12 protein-coding genes are annotated in these 16,615 nt (G+C 60.1%); 6 read left to right on the top strand and 6 right to left on the bottom strand.

Annotated elements, in window-relative coordinates:
- Positions 1 to 275: 275 nt before the first annotated feature.
- Complete coding sequence (locus tag P3S72_RS24445; protein WP_276194633.1) at positions 276 to 2,165, bottom strand: methyl-accepting chemotaxis protein; 1,890 nt, start codon at positions 2,163 to 2,165, stop codon at positions 276 to 278.
- A 204-nt stretch (positions 2,166 to 2,369) separates the two neighbouring features.
- On the opposite strand from P3S72_RS24445, the gene P3S72_RS24440 reads away from it, so the two are divergent.
- Entirely contained in the window at positions 2,370 to 3,848 is a 1,479-nt protein-coding gene (locus P3S72_RS24440) for a helicase HerA-like domain-containing protein (protein ID WP_276197990.1), read from the top strand.
- Between the two features lie 4 nt (positions 3,849 to 3,852).
- Here the strand turns inward: P3S72_RS24440 and P3S72_RS24435 are convergent, their stop codons facing one another.
- A complete protein-coding gene (locus P3S72_RS24435; protein WP_276194632.1) occupies positions 3,853 to 4,308 on the bottom strand; it encodes a DciA family protein in 456 nt (151 codons plus the stop codon).
- A 295-nt stretch (positions 4,309 to 4,603) separates the two neighbouring features.
- On the opposite strand from P3S72_RS24435, the gene secA reads away from it, so the two are divergent.
- From secA to P3S72_RS24420, 3 genes are all read left to right on the top strand, one after another.
- The gene (gene secA, locus P3S72_RS24430) at positions 4,604 to 7,339 is read left to right on the top strand and encodes a preprotein translocase subunit SecA (protein ID WP_276194631.1); all 2,736 of its coding nucleotides are present in this window, start codon (positions 4,604 to 4,606) and stop codon (positions 7,337 to 7,339) included.
- Between the two features lie 124 nt (positions 7,340 to 7,463).
- Complete coding sequence (gene argJ, locus P3S72_RS24425) at positions 7,464 to 8,681, top strand: bifunctional glutamate N-acetyltransferase/amino-acid acetyltransferase ArgJ (protein ID WP_276194630.1); 1,218 nt, start codon at positions 7,464 to 7,466, stop codon at positions 8,679 to 8,681.
- Between the two features lie 19 nt (positions 8,682 to 8,700).
- Positions 8,701 to 9,645 carry a Nudix family hydrolase gene (locus P3S72_RS24420; RefSeq protein ID WP_276194629.1) on the top strand — a complete coding sequence of 315 codons (945 nt, stop codon included), beginning with the start codon at positions 8,701 to 8,703 and terminating at the stop codon, positions 9,643 to 9,645.
- Between the two features lie 120 nt (positions 9,646 to 9,765).
- Here P3S72_RS24420 and P3S72_RS24415 read toward each other — a convergent pair whose 3' ends face one another.
- The 3 genes from P3S72_RS24415 to P3S72_RS24405 are packed head-to-tail and all read right to left on the bottom strand — an operon-like array spanning position 9,766 to position 13,347.
- Positions 9,766 to 10,344, bottom strand: coding sequence for a cob(I)yrinic acid a,c-diamide adenosyltransferase (locus tag P3S72_RS24415; protein ID WP_247401633.1), 579 nt, complete (start codon positions 10,342 to 10,344; stop codon positions 9,766 to 9,768).
- A gap of 2 nt (positions 10,345 to 10,346) precedes the next feature.
- Positions 10,347 to 12,383 (bottom strand): ATP-binding protein, encoded by a 2,037-nt coding sequence (locus P3S72_RS24410; protein ID WP_276194628.1) that lies wholly within the window; start codon positions 12,381 to 12,383, stop codon positions 10,347 to 10,349.
- Positions 12,384 to 12,429: 46 nt separating this feature from the next.
- Positions 12,430 to 13,347: a putative 2-dehydropantoate 2-reductase gene (locus tag P3S72_RS24405; RefSeq protein ID WP_276194627.1), complete on the bottom strand. Its 918-nt coding sequence runs from the start codon at positions 13,345 to 13,347 to the stop codon at positions 12,430 to 12,432.
- 123 nt (positions 13,348 to 13,470) lie between these two features.
- Here P3S72_RS24405 and P3S72_RS24400 point away from each other — a divergent pair, with 123 nt between their 5' ends.
- Complete coding sequence (locus P3S72_RS24400; RefSeq protein WP_247401629.1) at positions 13,471 to 13,956, top strand: YajQ family cyclic di-GMP-binding protein; 486 nt, start codon at positions 13,471 to 13,473, stop codon at positions 13,954 to 13,956.
- Positions 13,957 to 14,091: 135 nt separating this feature from the next.
- The gene (locus tag P3S72_RS24395) at positions 14,092 to 14,934 is read left to right on the top strand and encodes a mechanosensitive ion channel domain-containing protein (protein ID WP_276194626.1); all 843 of its coding nucleotides are present in this window, start codon (positions 14,092 to 14,094) and stop codon (positions 14,932 to 14,934) included.
- A gap of 191 nt (positions 14,935 to 15,125) precedes the next feature.
- Here the strand turns inward: P3S72_RS24395 and P3S72_RS24390 are convergent, their stop codons facing one another.
- Positions 15,126 to 16,424 (bottom strand): OprD family porin, encoded by a 1,299-nt coding sequence (locus P3S72_RS24390; RefSeq protein WP_276194625.1) that lies wholly within the window; start codon positions 16,422 to 16,424, stop codon positions 15,126 to 15,128.
- Between the last annotated feature and the right edge of the window lie 191 nt (positions 16,425 to 16,615).

The following is a 16,615-nucleotide window of genomic DNA, read 5'->3' as shown; positions in this document are numbered from 1 at the left end:
CGGCCCAATTGTGGGATGAGTTGCAGAAACGGCCTGCTTCCCCTGAAACAGACGCTTGAGCTGCGGCTTGCCGGCCAGTAGATAGAAGCGTCACCGCCCGCCAGATCAAAATCGCTGCCGCTGCGTTGGATTTCCAGCACAGGAGAACCATGCCGGACATCAGCGACGGCTGGAAAAGGCTTGGGGGCGAAGCGTCCCCGCAAAGTGGGCGACTGCCGGGTAGTCGAACGGGAGCAAGCTCCCTCGTCACGGTGAGCGCGCTCCTGCAAGGGTTGTCAGATGCGGAAACTGCCCACCAGATGCTTCAGTCGTGCCGCCTGCTGTTCCAGGTCGGCGCAGGCGCGCAGGGTCGACTGCAGGTTTTCCACGCCTTCCTGATTGAGCGTGTTGATCTCGGTAATGTCCATGTTGATCGACTCCACCACCGAGGTTTGCTGCTCGGTGGCGGTGGCGACCGACTGGTTCATGCCATCGATCTCGCCGATGCGTTGGGTCACGCTGCTCAAACGTTCGCCGGCCAGGTTGGCGATTTCCACGCTGTCGAGGCTGTGGCGCTGGCTTTCGCTCATGGTGCTGACCGAATCCCTGGCGCCGACTTGCAGTTCCTCGATCATCTTTTGCACCTGTTGTGCCGACTCCTGGGTGCGATGCGCCAGGTTGCGCACTTCATCGGCCACCACCGCAAACCCGCGTCCGGCTTCCCCGGCCCGTGCGGCCTCGATGGCGGCGTTGAGCGCGAGCAGGTTGGTTTGCTGGGAAATACTGGTGATCACCTCAAGGATCTGACCGATATTCACCGTTTTGCTGTTAAGTGCTTCGATATTGCTGCTGGACGCGCTGATCATCGCGGACAACTGGGTCATCGCCTTGATATTGCGTTCAACCACCTGCTGACCTTCTTCGGCCAAGTGCCGCGCATCGCTGGCCTGGTTGGAGGCTTGTGCGGCGTTACGCGCGATTTCCTGGGCGGCTGCCCCCAATTGGTTGATGGCGGCGGCGACACTGTTGGTGCGGTTGGCCTGCTCGTCGGAGTTGATCATCGACGAGTTGGAAGCGCTGACCACCCGCAGGGCTACTTCATTGACTTGCCCGGTGGCCGAGGACACTTCGCGGATCGACGTATGAATCCGCTCTACGAAGCGGTTGAACGCATTACCCAGGATGCCGAATTCGTCGTGATTCTGGATGGTCAGGCGGCGAGTCAGGTCACCCTCGCCATCGGCGATGTCCTGCATGGCTCGGGTCATCACGTGCAGCGGTTGCATCAGCACTCGGATCAGCATGCCCAGGAGCGCGATGATGATCACCACGGCGATGATCGTGGCAATGATCGCTGAGGTCCGGAATTCGCTGAGCATGGCAAAGGATGTGGCTTTATCCACGGAAATACCGAGGTACCAGTTCACCGACGGCAGGCCCTTGATTGGTGTAAAGGTCACGATGTTGTCTTTGCCGTTGGCCTCGACTTCGCTGAAGTCGCTGCTGATCTTCGGCGTGTGTTTCGGGTAAACGTCAGCCAGGGTCTTCATCACCAGGTTTTTGTCCGGGTGTACCAGCACCTTGCCGTCGGCGCTGACCAGGAACGCATAGCCCATGCCGCCGAAGTTCAGCGCGCCGATGTTGTCGACCAGGGTTTGCAGGCTCAGGTCGCCGCCGACCACGCCGATGCTCTGGCTGCCCTTGGCGCTGGGTGTGGCGATGGAAATGATCAATTGCCCCGTCGCGGCATCGATATAGGGTTCGGTCAGGGTTGAACCATTGTTGCTCTGGGCGCCTTTGTACCAAGGGCGAACGCGTGGATCGAAACCGTCCGGCATCTTGGTGTCGGGGCGAATAGTGAACGCGCCCTGGCTGTCGCCCACGTAGGTTGCCATGAACGAGGAGGTCAGGGTTTTCTGTTCCAGCAGGCTGGCAACCACCTTCGGTTCGGGGTTGATCGCGATATTTTGTGCAGCGTTTTCAACCAGTGCAATGCGCCCGGTGAGCCAGGTTTGAATATTACTTGCAGTGACATCACCCATTTCATGCAGGTAGTTGTTGAGGTCTTCGCGAATTGCGTTGCGTTGCAGGTAGTCATTATAAAGGGTGAACAATGCGAATGCGGCGATGACGATCAGGGAGGCCGCAAGCAGGATTTTGTGGCTGAATCGCAGATTTTTATTCATGGTTTTATGGGTCCGCTAAGGTCTTAATATCCAAAGCGCGTCCTTATGGGATGCGCAAAATGGTAGCGCCAAAAAAGGTGTGCTACTTCTGGCGATAGCTCTATGGGTCCCTGTAAGAACTATCTGACCTATTTTTAGACTTTGTCGGTCTTACATTTATCTATATCGACCTGGCGGCATGAAAGATTAACCATGGGTGACGAAATGCCTGACTCCACGCAACTCCTTATCGGCGCCGGCCTCGACGGCCAGCCCATCGCCCAGGCCATGCGCCTGGCCAATCGTCACGGGTTGATTGCCGGTGCCACGGGCACCGGCAAGACCGTCACCTTGCAACGCCTGGCGGAAGCCTTCAGCGATGCGGGCGTGGCGGTATTCGCCGCAGATATCAAGGGCGACCTTTGTGGCCTCGGCGCTGCCGCCAACCCTCAGGGCAAGGTGGCCGAGCGCATCGCCGGCATGCCCTTCCTGAATTACGCAGCCAAGGCGTATCCGGTCACGCTGTGGGATATCCACGGTCAGTCCGGTCATCCATTGCGCACCACGATCAGTGAAATGGGCCCGTTGTTGCTCGGTAGCCTGTTGGAACTCACCGACAGCCAGCAGTCAGCGCTCTATGCCACGTTTAAGGTTGCGGACCGTGAAGGCCTGTTGCTGCTGGATCTCAAGGATCTCAAGGCGGTGCTCAACCACTTGCGCTATAACCCGGAGCTGCTGGGTGAAGATGCGGCGCTGATGACCACCGGCTCCAGCCAGGCGCTGTTGCGGCGCCTTGCGGTGCTGGAACAGCAGGGCGCCGAAGCGTTGTTCGGCGAGCCGGCGCTGCAGCTTGAGGATATTTTGCAACCTGCCAGTGATGGTCGTGGGCGTATCCACTTGCTTGACGCCAGTCGCCTGGTACACGAAGCGCCCAAGGTATACGCAACCTTCCTTTTATGGCTGCTGGCTGAACTGTTCGAGCAGTTGCCCGAGCGCGGCGATGCCGACAAACCGCTGCTGGCGCTGTTTTTCGACGAAGCGCATTTGTTGTTTGCCGATACGCCCAAGGCCTTGCAGGACCGCCTGGAACAGGTGGTGCGGTTGATTCGCTCGAAAGGCGTGGGCGTGTATTTCGTCACGCAATCTCCCGGGGACTTACCTGACAGCGTACTGGCGCAACTTGGCCTGCGTATCCAGCATGGCCTGCGCGCGTTCACCACCAAAGAACAGAAATCACTGCGCGCGGTGGCAGACGGTTTCCGGCCCAATCCGACATTTGATGCGTTGTCGGTCCTGACAGAACTGGGCACCGGTGAAGCACTGGTGGGCACTTTGCAGGAAAAGGGCACACCGGAAGTCGTCCAGCGCGTGCTGGTCGCACCACCGCAATCGCGGATTGGCCCGCTCAGCGACGCCGAACGCGCCGCCCTGATTGCCAGTTCGCCGTTGCAGGGCCGCTATGACAAGCCGATTGACCGCGAGTCGGCCTATGAGGTGCTGATGGCGCGCAAGGCGTTGGGCCCGACCGAAGAAACCAGGCCTGTGAGCGAAGAGCCGAGTATTACCGACAGGGCCGGGGCGTTTCTCGGGACTGCGGCCGGCAAGGCACTCAAGTCAGCCATGCAACAAGCCGCCAATCAGATGGGGCGCCAATTGGTGCGGGGCTTGCTGGGGTCGTTGCTGGGCGGCAGTAAGCGCAAATAGTGGGTTAGGTTTTGGGCTTGGCATGGGCGGCCAGCCGCTCCAGCGCCGCGCGCAAACCCGGATCGCTGATACCGTCGGCCGTTGCCTGGATGGTTTCGGCCGCGTTCGCCGATAAGTCCATGGTGTGCCCCGCTGCGCCTTGCGGAACGGTCGGCGGTTGTACCTTGAACTGGATGCGCGTCAGGCTGGCGAACTCGTCAAATGCCATCAACTGCCGCTGCAAGCGTTTTTGCTGATAGCGCAAGCGTGTTGCCCAATGGCCGTCTGTGACAATAAGCAGCAGGTTGCCCTCGCGCCACGAAGCGACATGGCAGTGTTCCCGTGCCGCCGGTTGCAATTGGCTTTCTACCAGGCGTTGCAGATGGCCCAAGCGTTGCGCATGGCTGAAGATGGCTTTCAACGGCTTGGCTTCGCGAAGCAACACGCTGGGCGCGCGGGCTGTAAGAGGGCGAAACGCCATGGTCAGACACCTTAAGTAACAGAGCCGCCATCTTAGCAGAAACCACCTGTGGACCCCCAGGCAATGCATTTGCGGGGCTTTGCCTACGAAATCAATGTCCCTCCATGGGTTGAAGTTCCGGTAAAAGCCCATATTTTAAACAAGCCCTCTCACGGGCTCATGCCTGCATTGGGGAACAACGCCACTTTCCTCACCCACGATTCCGGGTAGAATGCGCGTTCGCATGCGCCCGTGAGGGCTGCTCGGGCCACTCACGGTGCGCCCTCCATCCCTATGTGTGGAAGAACCTGCCGATATGTTTGCGCCTTTGTTAAAGAAACTTTTTGGAAGCAAGAATGAGCGCGAAGTTAAACGCATGCTCAAGACGGTGCAGCTGGTCAATGCCTTCGAAGAGCAGATGGTTGCCCTTTCGGACGAGCAATTGCGCGCCAAGACCCAAGAGTTCAAGGCCCGCATAGCCAAAGGTGAAACCCTCGACCAGCTGCTTCCCGAAGCCTTTGCGGTCGCCCGTGAAGCCGGTAAGCGCGTAATGGGCATGCGCCACTTCGACGTGCAGTTGATCGGCGGCATGACCTTGCATGAAGGCATGATCGCCGAAATGCGCACCGGCGAAGGCAAGACTTTGGTCGCAACCCTGGGTGTTTACCTCAATGCACTGTCCGGCAAGGGCGTGCATGTGGTGACGGTGAACGACTACCTGGCCCGCCGGGACGCCAACTGGATGCGCCCGCTGTATGAATTCCTCGGCCTGACCGTCGGCGTCGTGACGCCGTTCCAGCCGCCGGAAGAGAAGCGCGCAGCCTACGCTGCCGACATCACCTACGGCACCAACAACGAATTCGGTTTCGACTACCTGCGCGACAACATGGCGTTCAGCATGGAAGAAAAATTCCAGCGCGAACTCAACTTTGCCGTGATCGACGAAGTCGACTCCATCCTCATCGACGAAGCCCGTACCCCGCTGATCATCTCCGGCCAGGCCGAAGACAGCTCGCGCCTGTACACCGAGATCAACAAGTTGATCCCGCGCCTTGAGCAGCACATCGAGGAAGTGGAAGGCGTGGTGACCAAAGAAGGTCACTTCACCATCGACGAGAAGACCCGTCAGGTCGAACTCAACGAAGCCGGTCACCAGTTCGTCGAAGACATGCTGGCCCAGATCGGCCTGCTGGCCGAGGGCGAAAGCCTGTACTCGGCACACAACCTGGGCCTGCTGACCCACGTGTATGCCGGCCTGCGCGCGCACAAGCTGTTCCATCGCAACGTCGAATACATCGTCCAGGACGGCCAGGTTGTCCTGGTTGACGAACACACCGGTCGTACCATGCCGGGTCGTCGTCTGTCCGAAGGCCTGCACCAGGCCATCGAAGCCAAGGAAGTGCTCAACATCCAGGCCGAAAGCCAGACGTTGGCGTCCACCACCTTCCAGAACTACTTCCGTCTGTATAACAAGCTGTCCGGCATGACCGGTACGGCCGACACCGAAGCGTTCGAATTCCACCAGATCTACGGTCTGTCGGTGATGGTTATCCCGCCGAACAAGCCGCTGGCGCGAAAAGACTTCAACGACCTGGTGTTCCTGACAGCCGACGAGAAATACGCGGCCATCGTCGCCGACATCAAGGAGTGCATGACCCAGGGCCGTCCGGTGTTGGTGGGTACTGCCACCATCGAAACGTCCGAGCACATGTCCAGCTTGCTGAACAAGGAAGGCATCGAGCACAAGGTTCTCAACGCCAAGTTCCACGAAAAAGAAGCCGAGATCATTGCCCAGGCCGGTCGGCCAGGCGCGCTGACCATCGCCACCAACATGGCCGGTCGTGGTACCGACATCCTGTTGGGTGGCAACTGGGAAGTGGAAGTGGCGTCTCTGGACAATCCGACACCTGAGCAGATCGCCCAGATCAAGGCCGACTGGCAGAAACGTCACCAGGCCGTGCTGGAATCCGGCGGTTTGCAGGTGATCGCGTCCGAGCGTCACGAATCGCGCCGTATCGACAACCAACTGCGTGGTCGTGCCGGTCGTCAGGGTGACGCCGGTTCCAGCCGTTTCTACCTGTCCCTGGAAGACAGCCTGATGCGCATCTTCGCCTCGGATCGGGTGAAGAACTTCATGAAGGCGCTGGGCATGCAGTCCGGTGAAGCGATTGAGCACCGCATGGTGACCAACGCCATCGAGAAGGCCCAGCGCAAGGTCGAAGGCCGTAACTTCGACATTCGTAAGCAACTGCTCGAGTTCGATGACGTCAACAACGAACAGCGTAAAGTGATCTATCACATGCGTAACACGTTGCTGGCCGCCGACAACATTGGCGAGACCATCGCCGATTTCCGTCAGGACGTGCTCAACGCGACAGTCAGCGCGCACATTCCGCCGCAGTCCCTGCCAGAGCAGTGGGATGTTGCCGGCCTGGAAGCTGCGTTGAAGAGCGACTTCGGTGTCGACTTGCCGGTTCAGCAGTGGCTGGACGAAGACGATCACCTCTACGAAGAGACGCTGCGTGAGAAGTTGATGGCCGAATTGCTGGCCGCGTACAACGAGAAAGAAGAGCAGGCGAGTGCCGAAGCGCTGCGCACCTTCGAGAAACAAATCGTGCTGCGCGTGCTGGACGACCTGTGGAAAGACCACCTGTCGACCATGGACCACCTGCGTCACGGTATCCACCTGCGTGGCTACGCCCAGAAAAACCCGAAGCAGGAGTACAAGCGCGAGTCGTTCACGCTGTTCTCCGAACTGCTGGATTCGATCAAGCGCGATTCGATTCGCGTGCTGTCCCATGTTCAGGTGCGTCGCGAAGACCCAGTCGAGGAAGAAGCGCGCCTGCGTGAGGAAGCCGAGGCACTGGCGGCGCGCATGCAGTTCCAGCATGACGAAGCGCCAGGTCTTGAGGCACCTGAGGAATTGGGCGAAGAGGTCGATGTGGCCCTGGCTCAGACTCCGGTGCGCAACGAACAGAAGTTGGGCCGTAACGAGCTGTGCTGGTGCGGCTCGGGCAAGAAGTTCAAACACTGCCACGGCGAAATCAACTAAGATTTTCGCCTGACGCTGCAACACCCCGCGCCGCGACCGGCATCAGCCGTCGCGGCGTTTTGCCATTAATTCCCACCGTCGAACGCGACGGCACAGACATCATCTATTTTTAAGGAGCGCATTCATGGCTGTTGGTCTTGGTCCTTTGCCCACATTGCACCCGGTTGCCGGTTTTGAACTCGGTATCGCTTCGGCCGGCATCAAACGCCCGGGGCGCAAGGATGTCGTGGTGATGCGCTGTGCTGAAGGCTCGACCGTCGCCGGTGTGTTCACCCTCAACGCCTTCTGCGCAGCGCCGGTGATCCTGGCCAAACAGCGCGTGGCCGGCCCGATTCGTTACCTGCTGACCAACACCGGTAATGCCAACGCTGGCACCGGCGAGCCGGGCCTGGTCGCCGCCGCGCGTACCTGCGCCAAACTGGCGCAACTGGCCGGCGTGGACGCCAACCAGGTGCTGCCGTACTCCACCGGTGTGATCGGTGAGCCGCTGCCTGTGGAAAAAATCGAAGGTGCCCTGCAAGCCGCGCTGGATGACCTGTCTGTGGATAACTGGGCGGCCGCCGCCACTGGCATCATGACCACCGACACCCTGCCAAAAGGCGCGAGCCGCCAGTTCGTGCACGACGGCGTCACCGTCACCGTGACCGGTATCAGCAAGGGCGCGGGCATGATCCGTCCGAACATGGCCACCATGCTCGGCTATATCGCTACCGACGCCAAAGTCTCCCGCGATGTGCTGCACAGCCTGATCCTGGACGGCGCCAACAAGTCGTTCAACCGCATCACCATCGATGGCGACACCTCGACCAACGACTGCTGCATGCTGATCGCCACCGGCCAGGCCAACCTGCCCGAAATCACTGAGGCCCGCGGCCCGCTGTTCGCCGCGTTGAAGCAAGCGGTGTTCGAAGTGTGCATGGACGTGGCCCAGGCCATCGTGCGTGACGGTGAGGGCGCCACCAAGTTCGTCACGGTTGAAGTCAACGGCGGCGGCAACCACCAGGAATGCCTGGATGTCGGTTACACCGTGGCTCACTCGCCGCTGATCAAGACCGCGCTGTTCGCCTCCGACCCGAACTGGGGCCGTATCCTCGCCGCCGTCGGCCGTGCCGGCGTGCCGGACCTGGACGTGAGCAAGATCGACGTGTTCCTCGGTGACGTGTGCATCGCCAGCCGTGGCGCCCGCGCCGAGAGCTACACCGAAGCCCAGGGTTCGGCGGTGATGCAGCAGGAAGAAATCACCATCCGCATCGAGTTGGGTCGTGGCGAGTGCAGCGAAACCATCTGGACCACGGACCTGTCCCACGAGTACGTGAAGATCAATGCGGAATACCGTACCTGAAGCCCGGAGGATAAGCGCGGTGAAACGAGTGCATGTAGCAGCAGCGGTGATCCGCGGCGTCGACGGCAGAATCCTGCTGGCGCGCCGTGCCGATACCCAGCATCAGGGCGGCCTCTGGGAATTTCCCGGCGGCAAGGTGGAGGCCGGAGAGTCGGTCGCCACGGCGCTGTCCCGCGAGTTGCAGGAAGAGCTGGGCATCCAGGTCACCATGGCGCGGCCGCTGATCAAGGTGCAGCATGACTATCCGGACAAGCAGGTGTTGCTGGATGTCTGGGAAGTATCGGCCTTTACCGGCGAGCCCCATGGTGCCGAAGGGCAGCCACTGGAGTGGGTGGCCGCTCGGGACTTGCTCAACTATGAGTTCCCAGCAGCCAATGCGCCGATCGTTGCCGCCGCACGGTTGCCCGGTGACTACCTGATCACGCCGGGTGAGCTGGAAACCGCGCCGCTGTTGTGCGGTATCCGGAAAGCCATCGCGGGCGGTATCAAACTGGTTCAACTGCGCGCGCCCAACGGTTACGACCCCAAGTACCGTGACCTGGCGGTAGACGCCGTGGGCCTGTGTGCTGGCAAGGCGCAGTTGATGCTCAAGGGCCCGTTCGAATGGCTGGGGGATTTTCCTGCAGCCGGTTGGCACATGACGTCGGCGCAACTGCGCAAATACGCAAGCAAGGGCCGACCGCTGCCGAAGGATCGCTGGTTGGCGGCGTCTTGCCATAACGCTGAGGAACTGGCGCTGGCGGAAATGATGGACGTGGATTTTGTCACGCTGTCGCCGGTGCAGCCGACCCAGACCCATCCCGATGCCCAGCCGTTGGGTTGGGAGCAGGCGGCGGCGTTGATCCGTGGGTTCAGCAAGCCGGTGTATCTGTTGGGTGGGGTTGGGCCGGCTGAGCGCGAGCAGGCGTGGGAAGCTGGGGCTCAAGGCGTGGCAGGGATTCGGGCGTTTTGGCCGCAAGATTGAGGTAGCGTTTGCTGGCCTCATCGCGGGCAAGCCCCCTCCCACATTGGAAGGTGTTCACAAATCCAAATGTGGGAGTGGGCTTGCCCGCGATGGCGCCAGACCAGACACCTGATAATCAGTTCAGTGGGGTTTGGCCGCCGCCTGCCACAACACCTCCGCCACCCCCTGGCGCTTGGCAATCACCCGCGCCGCCACAAACAGCAAATCCGATAGCCGGTTGATATACGCCAAACCCACCCCTTCCAACGGTTCAACCGCATTCAGGTGCTGGCAGCGTCGCTCCGCACTGCGCGCCGCGCTACGGCATACGTGGGCCTGGGCGATCAGCGCTGAGCCACCGGGCAAGATGAAATTCTCCAGGGGGCCGACCTCTTCGTTCCAGCGATCAATCGCCGCCTCCAGCCGATTCACCTCCGCCGCATTCAGCGCCTTGTAAACCGGCATCGCCAGCTCCCCGCCCAGGTCGAACAGACGATGCTGGCAAGGCGTCAGCACTTCGATCACATCCTTCAGGTGCGGATGCTTGCCGCTTTGCTCTTCAAGGCCGGCCAGCAGCAAACCCAGCTGACTGTTCAGGGTGTCGACTTCGCCGATGGCCTCCACCCGTGGGTGGTCCTTGGGCACGCGGCGGCCGTCGCCGAGGCCGGTTTCACCCTGGTCGCCGGTACGGGTGTAAATCTTCGACAGGCGAAAGCCCATGGTCAGTGCTCCAGTTGGGTAAGTTCAGCGGGGGACAATTGGCTGCCGGCCAGGGGCAGGCGCAAGGTAAAGCAGGTGCCTTGGCCCAGGGTGGAATGCACTTCCATCTGCCCTTTGTGGTTGTTGGTGATGATGAAGTACGACACCGACAGCCCCAGCCCGGTGCCCTGGCCGATTTCCTTGGTGGTGAAGAATGGCTCGAAGGTACGTTTACGCACGTTCTCGCTCATACCGATGCCGTTGTCTTCGACTTGTATCTCCGCCCAGGGCGGGTTGAGGCGGGTGCGCAGGATGATGCGCCCCGGCTCGCGGTCGTCTTCGCGCTGATGAATGGCCTGCGCCGCATTTTTCAGCAGGTTGAGCAGCACCTGTTCCAACTCGTTGGCGGTGCCCGGCACCGGGCCGAGCTGCGGGTCGAACTGGCGGATGATCGCCTGGCCCCTGAAGTCAAAACCGATGGCCAGGTCAAAGTCGTTGCCGGCGATTTCCACCGCCTGGTCGATCAGCGCCGGCAAATCACAAGGGGCCATCTGTCGATTGCTGAGGCGACTGAAACTGAGCATGTGGGTGACGATTTTCGCCGCCCGCGCGCCGGCCTGCTGGATACCGTCAAGCAATTGCGGGACTTCGCGGCTTTGCAGGTAGCGGTTGACCGTCTGCAGTTCGATGCCCACCTGTTCGGCGTGTTCCTGGTTCTTGGGCAGGTCGGGGGACAGGCGGCGGCGGATGTTCTGCACGTTATGCAGGATCGCCCCCAACGGGTTATTGATTTCATGGGCCATGCCTGCGGCAAGGCCGCCGACGGAGAGCATTTTCTCCGACTGCACCATCATTTCTTCCAGGGACAGGCGCTGGGTGATGTCATCGATCCGGATCACCACACCGCGCCCGGCGCCGCCCATCAGTGGATAGAACGTCAGGGCGTAATGCTTGGGCTCATCGTCCTTGACCCAGGTGACGCGCTCGATGCGCTCCACCGTGTGTTGCTCGACCGTGGCCTTGATCTGCGGCAGGTAGGGCTTGAGCGGTTGGAAGGCGAGGAAGATCGGCTGGTTCAGCGCTTCATCCAGCCGCGTGCCGGAAAGCGCAGTGGCTTCCTGGTTCCACTGGGTGACGTAGAGTTGTTCATCCAGGGCGATCAGCGCCGAGGGCATCGAGTCGATAATGCTGTTCAGATAGTTCTGGAAACCGGTGAGTTTCTTCTCGATCTTGCTGCGAACCTGGACTTCCAGCTCCAGCTTGCGGTTGGTATGGCGCGTTTCTTCGGCCAGGCCCTGTGCCTGGTCGTAAGCCGCCTGAGCCTCATCGCGCGCCCGCTTGAGTTGCTGCTCGCGGGCCTCGATACGCGACAACATGGTGTTGAAGGCCTCTGCCAGGCTGCCGATTTCGTCACGATTTCCACGGCCGGCGCGCAGGGCGTAGTTCTCTTCGCGGGTGACCTGGCGCGAGAGCTCTTCCAGCTCATGGATCGGCCGGGTGATCAGGCGTTTGATCTGCCGGGCGATGACCAGCCACAGCAGCACGCTGAAAATCAGGATGCCCAGGCTGGCCGTCAGCGTGCCGGTATAGAACGCCATCGGCAGCTCACTGCTGGCGACCAGCAATAAATGCCCGGAAGGCTGGCCGGGGCGGGGCAGGGTGATGACCTGGTTGCTGCGAAACTCGGTGACGCGCCAGGCCTCGATATGCCGGTAGTTGTCCGGCAGATGCAGGCGGTCGCCGTGTTGCATCTGCGCCAGGCGGTTGCCCTCGGCGTCGTACAGCGCGGCGGCGCGCAGCGGTGAATAGCTGGTCAGCTCATTGAGCAGGGCGTCGGCCTTGTCGGGCGACTCAAGGGCTTCGGCGGCGAGCGCCGGGTTGGACACCAGTCGACCAATCGCCTGCAGCGCCTGGGGCGCCATGCTCTCCTGGGAGATCCAGTAGGCGGCACTGATAAAAGTCAGGTTGGCCACCAGCAAGACGGTGGTTAGCAGCACCAACAGGGCGGCCAGCAGTTTCTGCCCTACCGGTAGGTTTTCAAGACGCTGGCGCAGTGGCATCAGGGGTTTCACAGGTAATAGGCGAGTGGGCAGGGTAGCGCGTGCCTCAGTCGCTGGGCAATCCGCGTGCAATCAGTTGGTCGACGAGGCGCGTCTGCACCTCTTGCAGATGCGGCAGCGTCAACCGGTGCCGAGCGGCGGCCTGGCAGGCATAGCCCAGCAGGTAGCTGATTTCGGTGCGCCGCGCACTGGCCACGTCTTGGTACATCGAGGAGTAATTGGCCGCCGTGGCCTGGATCACCCGTTCCACTTCCGTGTGCAGGTCCTGCGCCGCTGCTGGTTGGCCGCAGCATTCCAGCAACTCGGCCAGTTCGGCGCATAGGGTCGCGACTTCACACTGATGGGCTTGCAGGCCACCATTGCGGCATTCGTACAGCACGGTCAGCGGGTTGATGGCGCAATTGAGTGCGAGCTTGCGCCACAGGCGCGTAAGAATGTCGCTGCTCCATTCGTGAGGAATACCTGCGGCGCACAAGTCGTCCAGCCACAGCGGGGCAGTGGGGTGACTGGCGTCCCCCAGCCAGGTGTAGCCATGGCCGGCAAACACCACGCGCCAATCGCCGTCGCGAAACGCGCCTTCGGTGCTGGAGGCAAAAATGCAGCGGGCCTGGGGTAGCTGCGCGGCGACGGCGTCCTGGCTGCCCAGGCCGTTTTGCAGGAGGATCAATTCGGCGTCCGGCGCGAGACGCGGTTGCAGTTGTGCGACTGCGCTTTGGGCGTCGTAGGCTTTGCACGCTACCAGTAAGCGATGAATCGGCTCGGGGCTGTCGGGCGTTTCGCCGAGTACCGGGTAAGTGTGCGCTACGCCGTGCTCCACCAGGGTCAGCCCGCTGGCCGTCTGATAGCTGGCCAGGCGTGCCGCATCACGCAGGATCAGCTTCACCGGCACGCCGGCACGCGCAAGGCGGGTGGCCCACAACGTGCCAAGGCTGCCGGCGCCGAGAATATGCCAGGTGGTCGACATCAGTTTGTGCTCCGTAGGGTCGCTCACAGCGAATAGGGCGAAAGAACCGCTATAATGCTCCCGCATTTTAGCTTGGGCGCGCTCCATCTCTACTGAGCCCGCCCCTTATATTGGAGAAATGACATGCCTTCGTTCGACGTGGTATCCGAACTGGACAAACACGAAGTCACCAACGCCGTCGAAAACGCCGTCAAGGAGCTGGACCGTCGCTATGACTTGAAAGGCAAGGGCAGTTTCGAATTCAAGGAAAAGGAACTGACCGTCAACCTGACCGCTGAAGCCGATTTCCAACTGGAAGCGATGATCGAGATCCTCAAGCTGGCCCTGGTCAAGCGCAAAATCGACGCACAGTGCCTTGAAGTCAAGGACGCCTACGCTTCCGGCAAGTTGATGAAGCAGGAGGCCGTCCTCAAGGAAGGCATCGACAAGGAGCTGGCGAAGAAAATCGTGGCGCATATCAAGGATGCCAAGCTGAAAGTCCAGGCCGCCATCCAGGGTGAACAGGTGCGCGTCACCGGCAAGAAGCGTGATGACCTGCAAGAGGCCATCGCGTCCCTGCGCGCAAAGACCTTCGACATGCCGCTGCAGTTCAATAACTTCCGCGACTGATGGCATTTTGGGGAACCTGAGGACGTTTTTGACGTCCCACGCCCCAGAAACCGCGCCTCACATTGAGCCCTTCCGGGCTCAATTGCGTAATGGGCACTCAATAACGCCGCACACCCGGTAAACAGGAGCTTGTAGATGGATTTGAACGCTGAAGTGGATCACCTGATCAAGACCTCCCAGTCGTGGATCCCGATGATCATGGAGTATGGCAGCCGGGTATTGCTGGCAATGATTACACTGGCTGTCGGCTGGTGGCTGATCAACCGACTGACCCACCGAGTGGGGCGCTTGCTGGCCATCCGTAATGCGGACCTGGCGCTGCAGCACTTCATCACCAGCCTGGCGAACATCGTGCTGAAGGTCATGCTGATCGTCAGCGTGGCCTCGATGATCGGCGTGGAAACCACCTCGTTCGTCGCCGCTATCGGTGCCGCAACCCTGGCCATCGGCCTGGCCTTGCAAGGCAGCCTCGCCAACTTCGCTGGCGGCGTGCTGATTCTTTTGTTCCGCCCGTTCCGCATCGGTGACTGGATCGAAGCCCAGGGCACCTCGGGTACGGTCGACAGCATCCAGATCTTCCACACCGTGCTGCGTACCGGTGACAACAAGACAGTGATTGTGCCGAACGGCATCTTGTCCAACGGCATCATTACCAACACCAACCGTCAGCCGACCCGCAAGGTAGTGTTTGATGTGGGTGTGGACTACGAGGCTGATCTGCAGAAAGCCCGCGAAGTGCTGCTGGAACTGGCGAAAGACCCACGGGTGTTGGCTGACCCGGCTGCGGTGTCGGTGGTTTCGACCCTGGGCGACAGTTCGATCACAGTGTCTTTGCGCTGCTGGACCAAGACAGCGGATTATTGGGATGTCGTGTTCATGCTCAATGAACTGGCGCGGGATCGCTTGAAAGCGTCGGGGATCGATATTCCATTTCCGCAGCGGGTTATTCGCGTGATGCAGGAAACAGCGGCGAAGTAATGAAAGGCATTTGCACTTAACTTGGCTGATAGGTCAGGTTAAGTGCGAGAGCGTTACTGTCGTTAGTTAGCTTGCTAGTTATTTTACTGCTGAAATAATACTGCAATAAAAAAGCCGCTCCCTTGCATGCAAGGGAGCGGCTTTTTATTTAAGGCCGAAGCCTTAAGTCATCGTTGTAATCGAGCGGGCAATTACAAGATGTTCAGCGGGTATTGCGCGATCAGACGCAGTTCGTCGATAGACGCCGAACCGTAGTACACGCCGTCAGACGAACGATAGGTGGCTTGACGGACGCGCAGGCTCAGGTCTTTCGCTGGGCCGCTCTGGATCACGTATTTGGCTTCGATGTCGCGTTCCCACTCTTTACCGTTCGACGTGGTGCCAGTGTTGGCGCCGCTACCGTTGACGTAACGAGTCATGAAGCTCAGGCCTGGCACGCCGAAGGTGGCCATGTTCAGGTCGTAGCGAGCTTGCCAGGATTTCTCGTCTTCAGCGTTGAAGTCGGAACGGGCGACGGAGTTGGCCAGGAAAATCGAGCCGCCGCCGTCTACGCCGTAACCGTAGTCGCCGTCACCGCTAACTTTCTGGTAGGCGAGGGTAAAGGTGTGAGCCTGGTAGGTGTAAGCGCCTTGCAAGCTGTAGGCACGGTTATCCAGCTTGGTGGTGCCGTCTTTTTCTGCACGTTGCAGACCGGCGCCGTCGCTTTTGGTGTCGTAGATGTTGAAGTCGATAGCGAAGGATTGGTCGGCGCTCAGCGCATGGGTGTAGTTGATGTTGCTGTATATTTTGCGGAAGTAGTCTTCCACTTTCGAGTAGTACAGGCTACCGGTCAGCTCTGGGGTGAAGGAGTAGACAGCACCGCCGAAGTTGGCCGAAGGCAGGTGCAGGCTGTCACGGAAGGTCTGACGCTGCGCGGTGATACCGGTAAAGTGACCGGCTTCCAGCTTCAGGCCCTTGATTTCGTTGCTGGTGATCGAGGTGCCTTCGGCAACCTCTGGCAGCAGACGGCTATCGTCAGTCGCGAACACCGGCGCGGTGGTGTATTGATCACCGATTTTCAACACAGTGTCGGAAATACGAAATTTAACCGCTGCGCCGCCTTTGGAGTAATCGTCCTGAGAGCGACCATCCGAAGCGTTCGGGAACAGGCCTGTGTCAGCGCGACCCTTGCCGCTGTCGAGTTTGATGCCCAGCAAGCCGATGGCGTCAAAACCTACGCCGATCGTGCCTTGGGTAAAGCCCGACTGGTACAGAGCGTTGAAGCCCAGGCCAGTTTCTTCGGAGCGGCTCTTGTTCTTGCCGTTGACGGTGTCGTATCCGCCCGTTGGTTCGTTACGGAAGTCTCGGCTGAAGTACAAAGCACGGGTATTGATACCGAAAGTGCTGTCTTCGACGAAGCCCTTGGAATCATCCTGGGCGGACGCCATTGCGAACTGCGAGGTGCCTGCTGAAACAGCGAGGGCGATCATGCTCCACTTCATCACGCGCATCGTGATTTGCTCCTTTGGTTTTAGGAAGAGTACTGCCGTCCCACCTGTATTTTTATCTGGGCGGCTCTTTCTTTTTTGTGTCAGCGCAAAGTTATATCACGCTGACTCTAATGACGATACTTACCCATCTTTCCTTTCAGCTTCTTTACGAGGCTGTCGTAAATTGCTAGATCCGTGTCGCAAATTCACAG

It is taken from the genome of Pseudomonas sp. D3 (assembly GCF_029320995.1).
Taxonomy (GTDB): Bacteria; Pseudomonadota; Gammaproteobacteria; order Pseudomonadales; family Pseudomonadaceae; genus Aquipseudomonas; species Aquipseudomonas paraveronii.
Note: the sequence above shows the minus strand (reverse complement) of the source record. Positions and strands in the feature narration are given on the sequence as shown.

Bases quoted from the DNA above. Each gene is read 5' to 3' on its own strand.
- P3S72_RS24445 (WP_276194633.1), bottom strand. From the start codon at position 2,165: ATGAATAAAAATCTGCGATTCAGCCACAAAATCCTGCTTGCGGCCTCC.
- P3S72_RS24440 (WP_276197990.1), top strand. From the start codon at position 2,370: ATGCCTGACTCCACGCAACTCCTTATCGGCGCCGGCCTCGACGGCCAG.
- P3S72_RS24435 (WP_276194632.1), bottom strand. From the start codon at position 4,308: ATGGCGTTTCGCCCTCTTACAGCCCGCGCGCCCAGCGTGTTGCTTCGC.
- secA (WP_276194631.1), top strand. From the start codon at position 4,604: ATGTTTGCGCCTTTGTTAAAGAAACTTTTTGGAAGCAAGAATGAGCGC.
- argJ (WP_276194630.1), top strand. From the start codon at position 7,464: ATGGCTGTTGGTCTTGGTCCTTTGCCCACATTGCACCCGGTTGCCGGT.
- P3S72_RS24415 (WP_247401633.1), bottom strand. From the start codon at position 10,344: ATGGGCTTTCGCCTGTCGAAGATTTACACCCGTACCGGCGACCAGGGT.
- P3S72_RS24410 (WP_276194628.1), bottom strand. From the start codon at position 12,383: ATGCCACTGCGCCAGCGTCTTGAAAACCTACCGGTAGGGCAGAAACTG.
- P3S72_RS24405 (WP_276194627.1), bottom strand. From the start codon at position 13,347: ATGTCGACCACCTGGCATATTCTCGGCGCCGGCAGCCTTGGCACGTTG.
- P3S72_RS24400 (WP_247401629.1), top strand. From the start codon at position 13,471: ATGCCTTCGTTCGACGTGGTATCCGAACTGGACAAACACGAAGTCACC.
- P3S72_RS24395 (WP_276194626.1), top strand. From the start codon at position 14,092: ATGGATTTGAACGCTGAAGTGGATCACCTGATCAAGACCTCCCAGTCG.
- P3S72_RS24390 (WP_276194625.1), bottom strand. From the start codon at position 16,424: ATGCGCGTGATGAAGTGGAGCATGATCGCCCTCGCTGTTTCAGCAGGC.